This is a genomic window from Arthrobacter antibioticus (assembly GCF_030063205.1).
Taxonomy (GTDB): Bacteria; Actinomycetota; Actinomycetes; order Actinomycetales; family Micrococcaceae; genus Specibacter.
On the sequence record NZ_JASISQ010000004.1, the window covers coordinates 364,226 to 371,566 of the forward strand.

Genomic DNA, 7,341 nt, shown 5'->3' on the forward strand with positions numbered 1-7,341 from the left:
CTTTGTCCGTCATCCATGAGTCCGGCTCACCTCCAACTATCTAATGCCCCGTTGGGCGTAGCGCGCGCCCTTGAAAGAGTTTCAGGAGAAATCCGGGCGTCCTTGCAATTCTAGGCCACAGGGATGGTGAACCACGAATCACTGGGTGCACCGCCGAACCGGCATTGTGTTCTGTGCTCTCAAACCATAAGAATGGACTATGACGGTCACCTTGAGGTCCCTTGAAATTGCTGTTCCGCCCACCATCCTGATCCAGGAGCAGGCCCGGGACGTCTTCGCCAACCAACCGGGGTTGACAAGGCTAGGTCAACGTTTGGTGCGAACATGTTTTGATTCGGCAGCCATTGACACCCGCCATACGGCGGTGGCTGAGATGAGCTTGGATTCCCACGGCCCTGATCCAATGTTTTACGACGGCGAGACTGGCCTGTTGCTCAACCCGGGCACCAAGGCTCGCAATGACCTCTTCGCGGAACAAGCTACGGCCCTGTTCATTGAGGCAGCACAGAAAACTGTTGCAGCCTGCCCTGAAATTTCCGCGGCAGAGATCACCCACGTTGTGACGGTCTCTTGCACGGGCTTCTTCAACCCCGGCCCGGACTACAAGATTGTGCGGGCCCTGGGGCTCAGCCCTGCAACGCAGCGTTATCACCTAGGCTTCATGGGTTGCTATGCAGCCTTCCCGGCATTGCGAGCCGCTAAGGCGTTTTGCGAGGCCGACCCCAACGCCGTGGTCCTGGTGGTTTCGGTGGAACTCTGTTCACTGCATGTGCGCACCTCCAATGACCCCGACACCATCATGGGCTCTTCACTATTTGCCGATGGCGCCGCCGGCGCACTTGTCACGGCTCGCGAGCTGGCGTCTTCTGAGCCTGTTATTGAACTTGATTTCTTTGAGACAGTGCTGACACCTGTGGGAGAAGACTCGATGGCGTGGAACATTGGTGACCACGGTTTTGAAATGGTGTTGGATACTTATGTACCCAAAATCATTGACGAGCATATTGTGGGTGCGCTGGAACCCTTACTCGCCCGTGCACCGGAGTTGGCCGATCTGCCTTACAGCAGCATCAGGCACTGGGCCATCCACCCAGGCGGGCGAAGCATCCTGGATAAGGTAGCAGCAAAACTGGAACTTACGCACGAACAACTGCTCCCTGCCCGGGAGACGCTGAGAAATTATGGGAACATGAGCAGTGCAACAGTCATGTTCGTCCTTAAATACATCCTGGAGCAGCCGGCCGAGCAAATGCGCGAAACCATTTGCGGCATGGCCTTTGGCCCGGGCCTGACAGTGGAGACGGGACTCTTTACCAAAGTTGATCCCCGCCTGGCAGTGCTACCTGAGTCGGTGCAGCCTGAGATGGTTCAGAACACTGCCGAACAGACGGTGTCCGCGCAATCGGCATCAGCTCAGGAGGAAGCAACCGGATTGGATGCGGAGTTTACCCCAGGCTCAACACCCGCTGCCCCTGCAGCGGTTCCGGCAAATCATGACTAGCATCCCTCCTGAGCCTGGGCAGTCTTACAGTCGGCAGATTCCTGGCCGACAGCACCGTTTTTTAGCCGCCAGGGACGAGCATGCACTTGAGGAAATGGACAAGCCTGATTGCGATCCTGGTGCACTGACCCGCACCTACGCTCAGTTTCCGCTGATTAATAGTGTTGTTTCTCGCTGGCACGGGGTTTACAAACAACACATCAGAGCGCTGCTTTCACCGTGGCACCCCACAACTCTTTTGGACATTGGCTGCGGGGGCGGAGACATTGCCGGCGCCCTTGTCCGTTGGGCGGCACGCGACGGGCTGCAGCTGCACATCACGGCCATCGATCCCGACGCACGGGCCATTGACTTCGCCCGGGCCAACGTTGCCAACCAGCCAGCAGATACGGAGCCGGTAGGTAACCAGAGCGTGAGTTTCCGGCGCGTTCACAGCAGCGAGTTGGTTGCTGATGGTGCGGTGTTTGATTTCGTTATTTCCAACCACATGATCCACCACCTCACCCGAGCCGAGTTGCAGGGTTTGCTGACTGATTCTGCCGTTTTGGCGAGGCAGGCGGTGATCCATAGCGACATTGTCCGCAGTCCACTGGCCTACGCAGCCTTCTCACTAGCCACGCTGCCGTTCTTCCCCGGGTCTTTCATCCGGCGTGACGGGCTGACCTCCATTAGGCGCAGTTACACCGGTTCCGAAATGCGCGCCGTCCTGCCGCCGGGATGGCGGGTCAAGACGGCTTTTCCGTACCGTATTTTAATGCTTTACTCTCCCGTTGCTGCGCATGTTTGATGTTGTGATTGTGGGGGCTGGCCCCATCGGGTTGTACCTGGGCGTGCTGCTGTTGCAGGAGGGGCATAGTGTGCGGATTCTGGAGCAGCGCAACGAACCCAGCCTGCATTCACGGGCCATAGGCATCCACCCGCCAGCACTTGCCGCCTTGGACCAGGCCCAGGTGGCGTCGGCAATGCTGGCCGAGGGCGTGCGCATCCCGGCAGGAATTGCCCGAAGCGGCGGGCACCAGGTGGCGCGGCTTTCTTTCGGAGAGGCGTCCCAGCGATGGCCGTTCGTACTCACGTTGAAACAGGCCCGCACCGAAGCTTTGTTGGAGGCACGGGTCAGGGAACTGGACCCGGCCGCCCTGGAGCGGGGATTTTGTGTGGATTCCCTGTACGACGCCGGAACTTTCCTCACGCTTACAGGTCACCAGGGCGAGGCGGAAGAGCTGAGATCACACCGGGCCAAACTTGTTATTGGCGCTGACGGCGCCTACTCGACTGTCAGGAGGCTACTGGGCATTTCCACTAGCGGCCGTGATTACCCGGACACGTATTTGATGGGAGATTTTCCCGACACTGGGACTGATGGCAGTGCCGCTGTGCTGCATTTAGAGCCTGCCGGAATCGTCGAGTCCTTTCCGCTTCCGGAGGGGCTGCGCCGCTGGGTTCTCCACACCGATTCCTTATTGAAAGATGCAACGGCGGCTGACTTGGCAGCCCTTGTCCAAAAGCGCACCGGGGTTAAGTTGGATCCGCAGGCAAACAGCATGCTCAGCGCTTTTGGTGTCCGCTTCCGGCTGGCTACTTCCATGGTGGCGGGCCGGGCCGCCCTGGTTGGTGACGCCGCCCATGAAATCAGCCCCATAGGTGGTCAGGGTATGAATCTGGGATGGCTGGATGCTGCCGCACTGGCGCCCATCATTACGGCTGCACTGCGTGGGCAAAATACTGGATTGTTACTGCAAAAATATGAGCGGACCCGGCTGGCCGCGGCCCGCAGTGCCGGACGGCAAGCGTGGCTTAACATGGCGCTGGGACGGCCATTGCCGCCGTCGGCCCTGCATCTTCGACACGCCGGCCTTCAGCCGCTCCTGCGGCTACCGATGTTCCACAAGCTGGTGGTTCGCCGCTTCACCATGCACGGTTTCAGCCTGAACTGACGGCGCAACCGCAATAGCCGCGGGACGCCCCGTTGCCTTCACAACGGCAACCGCAACCGCCGTCGTGACCGGTATGGCCAGCACTAATCCGATGGAACCAACTAAAATCCGCACGATCTCCTCCGCTAACTCCACACCTGTCAGGGCGCCGAGCAACGGCTGATCGTAGAGCGAGACCATCAGCAGCACCGGCAACGCACTGCCGGCGTAGGCGAAGGCGATCGTGTAGACGGTTGAGGCAATGTGATCGCGGCCAATGCGCATGGCGGAGGTGAACAAATCCCTGGTGCTGGTGTGCGGGGCCAGTTCATACATCTCCCAGACGGCCGAAGACTGCGTGATGGTCACGTCATTGAGCACTCCCAGACCCGAAATGACCAGCCCACACAAGATCATTCCCGACAGGGACATGCCTTCAGTCATATTCAACAACTGGTACGCATTGTGTCCGGAAGTTCCCGTCAAGGCGGCAGCGTCCACTGCCCAGGCTGCCAGCCCGGCAGTCACACCCAAACCAAACAGGGTGCCCAATAACGCGGTGGACGTCCGGGCGGAAAAACCATGAGCAAAATACAGGACACCAAACATGATGGCGGAGGATCCCACCAGGGCTACCCAAAGAGGCGACTGTCCCTGGGCTAAAGCTGGCAAAACAAACCACGCCAGCACACCAAACGCGCCAACAAGCCCCACCATGGCCCGCAACCCGCGCCACCTGGCCACCGCAACAACCACAACCGCGTACAGCAGCGCCAACAGTCCCATGGGCACTGTGCGCACAAAGTCCATAAACACATAGGTTGGCCCCACATGATCGGCTCCGGTAATAGCTGCCAACCCGGAGAGGTTCAAATAGCTGATGGTGTCCCCAGCATCGACCCCACCTGCTTGGACAATGTCGGGGCCGACCAACACGGGAACCTCGCCAAGACCCTTCACAACGGTGTAGGCAATGAAGCAGCTACTGCCCGGATTCCCGCTTGAGCTCACCGCACAGTCTTCAGTCGCCGTGCGCTGCACCGTCCCGGAGTCAATACTGGCCCCCGGCGCGGCAGAATAAGGGCTGTTCACCGAAGGCGGCGCAGTGTCAGCGCCAGGGAACATCAGGACCATGGCAACGGCAGTCAAAAGCGCAAGGGGGCCTAAAATCCAGCTCAGTAACACCACGGCCCGGCGCCGCGCCGCCTTGCGGCGGCGCAGCTCCGGACGTGTCAGTCCCGTTTCATCAACTGGCCCGTGTGAATGGCCCATGGGCGCTCAGCAATCCTTCAATAGGTGCGGTGGAGGTGTCATTATCTCCAATGTCAACGGAGGTTGGGTGGCTGCTACTCCCCCAGGACCAGCGTTTCGCTTCCGCGCACCTTGGCAGCATTCACAGCAATCATCGGGTTGATCACGGCCGAGAGTGCCTCCATGGAATCGTCAAGCTCCACCAGTACGGGGTATTGGTGGGTGATCAAGGCCAGCAGGTCATAGACGGCCTGGACAGCCTCCTCGTGTTCCAGCGTTGGCTCAACACCAAGAAAAACCTCGGAGGCAGCAGCAGCCACCTCTTCAGAAGTAGCGATGCTGCCTTGCGAGTAGCTAAGCGCAAATGCCTGGATCTTACCCTTCTTGCTGGGCGCCACGTCGGTGCCAAAGGCGCTGGCCGGCTCCGCCCGCAGCACCAGAGCGCCATGGGCACCTGTGAGGTCATCCAAGAACATCCGCTGCACAACACCTGGACTAAGCGGTCCGGTGGGATCCCAACGGTTCACGGACTCGTAGTAACGGCCCACAATGTCAGTTAGTTCCACCGAACCCGTCGCCAGATCCTGCACGCGAGCAGTGGCTTCTTCCTCGGTACCCTCACCAAACATAGGCAGCTTCAATGCCCCTGGGCCAACCTCCACCACACGGTTTCGCTGCAGAACAGCGAACCCCATCGCCTCGGCAAACCCCGCGCCGGTTGTGCCGGGTGCAACTTTGGTGCGCAACGCCGCTGTACCGACCAATCCACCAGCACGCGCGCCGTCAACTTCACGGCGCAACATGGTTAGCAAAGTTCCACCCACGCCAGCACGGCGGTGGTCCTTGGCAACTTCCACGAACGCCCACAAGCGGGCCGGGTGAAGCTTGGTTGAATAAACAACGCCCGCCGCAACAGGGATACCCTGATCCTCGGCAACTATGGTGCGTCGCCACGGGTTTTTATCCTGCTCCGGTGCCAGCGCGGCACGGAACGCCCCGGCTGGGGCGGATTCGGCGTCACCCCACAGCTGCCGAAGCGTTAGATCGTCGCCATCCTGCCAGGTCCGGTATGTCAGTTCAGCCACGCCTAGGCACCCAAAAGTCGTGTTGCCAGGTACGCCTGCACCTGATCCAGGGGTACGCGCTCCTGGCTCATGGTGTCGCGTTCGCGGATGGTTACGGCGTTGTCCTCAAGAGTTTCAAAATCCACTGTGATGCAGAACGGCGTTCCAATTTCATCCTGACGGCGATAGCGGCGGCCAATTGCCCCGGCATCATCGAACTCGATGTTCCAATGCTTGCGCAAAGTATTGGCGAGTTCCTTGGCCTTCGGGGACAAGTCCTCGTTGCGGCTCAACGGCAGGACCGCAGCCTTGACGGGAGCCAGTCGCGGATCCAGCTTCAGGACCGTGCGCTTGTCCACGCCACCCTTGGCGTTGGGTGCCTCATCTTCGGTAAAAGCATCCATCAAAAAAGCCATCATGGAACGGGTCAGACCGAAAGAGGGCTCAATGACGTACGGTGTGAAGCGCTCACCGGTGGCCTGGTTGAAGTAACTCAAATCAGTTCCGGAACCCTTGGTATGTGAATTCAGATCGTAGTCTGTTCGGTTGGCAACACCCATGAGCTCGCCCCACTCCGAGCCCTTGAAGCCAAACTTGTATTCAAAGTCGATCGTTGCTGCGGAGTAGTGGGCGCGTTCACCGTCGGGGACGTCAAAGCGGCGCATATTATCCGGATCAATACCCAGGTCAACGAACCAGCTCCAGCACAGTTCAACCCACTCGTTGAACCACTGCTCAGCGTCCTCGCCGGGCACAAAGAATTCAATTTCCATCTGCTCAAACTCACGTGTGCGGAAAATGAAGTTTCCCGGCGTGATCTCATTGCGGAAAGCCTTCCCGATCTGGCCAATACCAAACGGGGGCTTCTTGCGAGAGGTGGTCAGGACGTTGTTGAAGTTCACAAAGATGCCCTGAGCAGTTTCGGGGCGCATGTATGTCATGCCGGCGGCGTTGTCGACCGGGCCCAAGAAGGTCTTCATGAGCCCTGAGAATAGTTGCGGTTCGGTCCACTGTCCCTTGGTGCCACAATCGGGGCACACGATGTCATCCATGCCGTTTTCCGGTTCGCGGTTCTTCTTCGCCGTGAACGCCTCAATGAGGTGGTCTTGGCGGTGGCGTTTGTGGCACTGGGTACACTCAACCAGCGGGTCGGTGAACGTGGCAACGTGGCCCGAGGCTTCCCAAACAGCCTTGGGCAAGATGATGGAAGAATCCAAACCCACCATGTCCTCGCGACCGCGGACAAATGCCTGCCACCATTCGCGCTTGATGTTTTCTTTCAGCTCAACACCCAGGGGGCCATAATCCCAGGCGGAGCGTGAGCCGCCGTAAATCTCACCGGCTTGAAAAACAAAGCCGCGACGTTTCGCGAGGGAAATGACCTGATCTAGCTTGGATTGGGGCGCCACTATCTACTCCTAAAAATTACGAGGCCGCTGGGTGCGGTCCGTCCGGGAACAACCCTACAGTCGGGTGCTTGCTTGGGCAGAATTCGTGCTGTTCGGCAGTGGCTGATCTGCCCCACAAAAAACTCTCTCTAGGCGATCAAAATACAGCTCGGGCTGCCAAAATCCAGTGTCTGTACAGGCTCTGTGCCAGGTAGTCCGTTCTT

6 protein-coding genes are annotated in these 7,341 nt (G+C 59.1%); 3 read left to right on the forward strand and 3 right to left on the reverse strand.

What is annotated here, in order from left to right:
• Positions 1 to 199: 199 nt before the first annotated feature.
• The 3 genes from QMG40_RS11515 to QMG40_RS11525 are packed head-to-tail and all read left to right on the forward strand — an operon-like array spanning position 200 to position 3,435.
• Entirely contained in the window at positions 200 to 1,501 is a 1,302-nt protein-coding gene (locus tag QMG40_RS11515) for a type III polyketide synthase (RefSeq protein ID WP_283531180.1), read from the forward strand.
• Positions 1,494 to 2,288 carry a class I SAM-dependent methyltransferase gene (locus tag QMG40_RS11520; protein WP_283531181.1) on the forward strand — a complete coding sequence of 265 codons (795 nt, stop codon included), beginning with the start codon at positions 1,494 to 1,496 and terminating at the stop codon, positions 2,286 to 2,288. The genes QMG40_RS11515 and QMG40_RS11520 overlap by 8 nt, the downstream gene beginning before the upstream one ends.
• The gene (locus QMG40_RS11525) at positions 2,281 to 3,435 is read left to right on the forward strand and encodes an FAD-dependent oxidoreductase (protein WP_283531182.1); all 1,155 of its coding nucleotides are present in this window, start codon (positions 2,281 to 2,283) and stop codon (positions 3,433 to 3,435) included. The genes QMG40_RS11520 and QMG40_RS11525 overlap by 8 nt, the downstream gene beginning before the upstream one ends.
• Here the strand turns inward: QMG40_RS11525 and QMG40_RS11530 are convergent.
• The 3 genes from QMG40_RS11530 to QMG40_RS11540 form a co-directional block, all read right to left on the reverse strand.
• Positions 3,373 to 4,686 carry a YibE/F family protein gene (locus tag QMG40_RS11530; RefSeq protein ID WP_283531183.1) on the reverse strand — a complete coding sequence of 438 codons (1,314 nt, stop codon included), beginning with the start codon at positions 4,684 to 4,686 and terminating at the stop codon, positions 3,373 to 3,375. The genes QMG40_RS11525 and QMG40_RS11530 overlap by 63 nt on opposite strands.
• A gap of 74 nt (positions 4,687 to 4,760) precedes the next feature.
• Positions 4,761 to 5,750, reverse strand: coding sequence for a GNAT family N-acetyltransferase (locus QMG40_RS11535; protein ID WP_283531184.1), 990 nt, complete (start codon positions 5,748 to 5,750; stop codon positions 4,761 to 4,763).
• 2 nt (positions 5,751 to 5,752) lie between these two features.
• Positions 5,753 to 7,138 (reverse strand): glycine--tRNA ligase, encoded by a 1,386-nt coding sequence (locus tag QMG40_RS11540; protein ID WP_283531185.1) that lies wholly within the window; start codon positions 7,136 to 7,138, stop codon positions 5,753 to 5,755.
• Positions 7,139 to 7,341 lie beyond the last annotated feature (203 nt).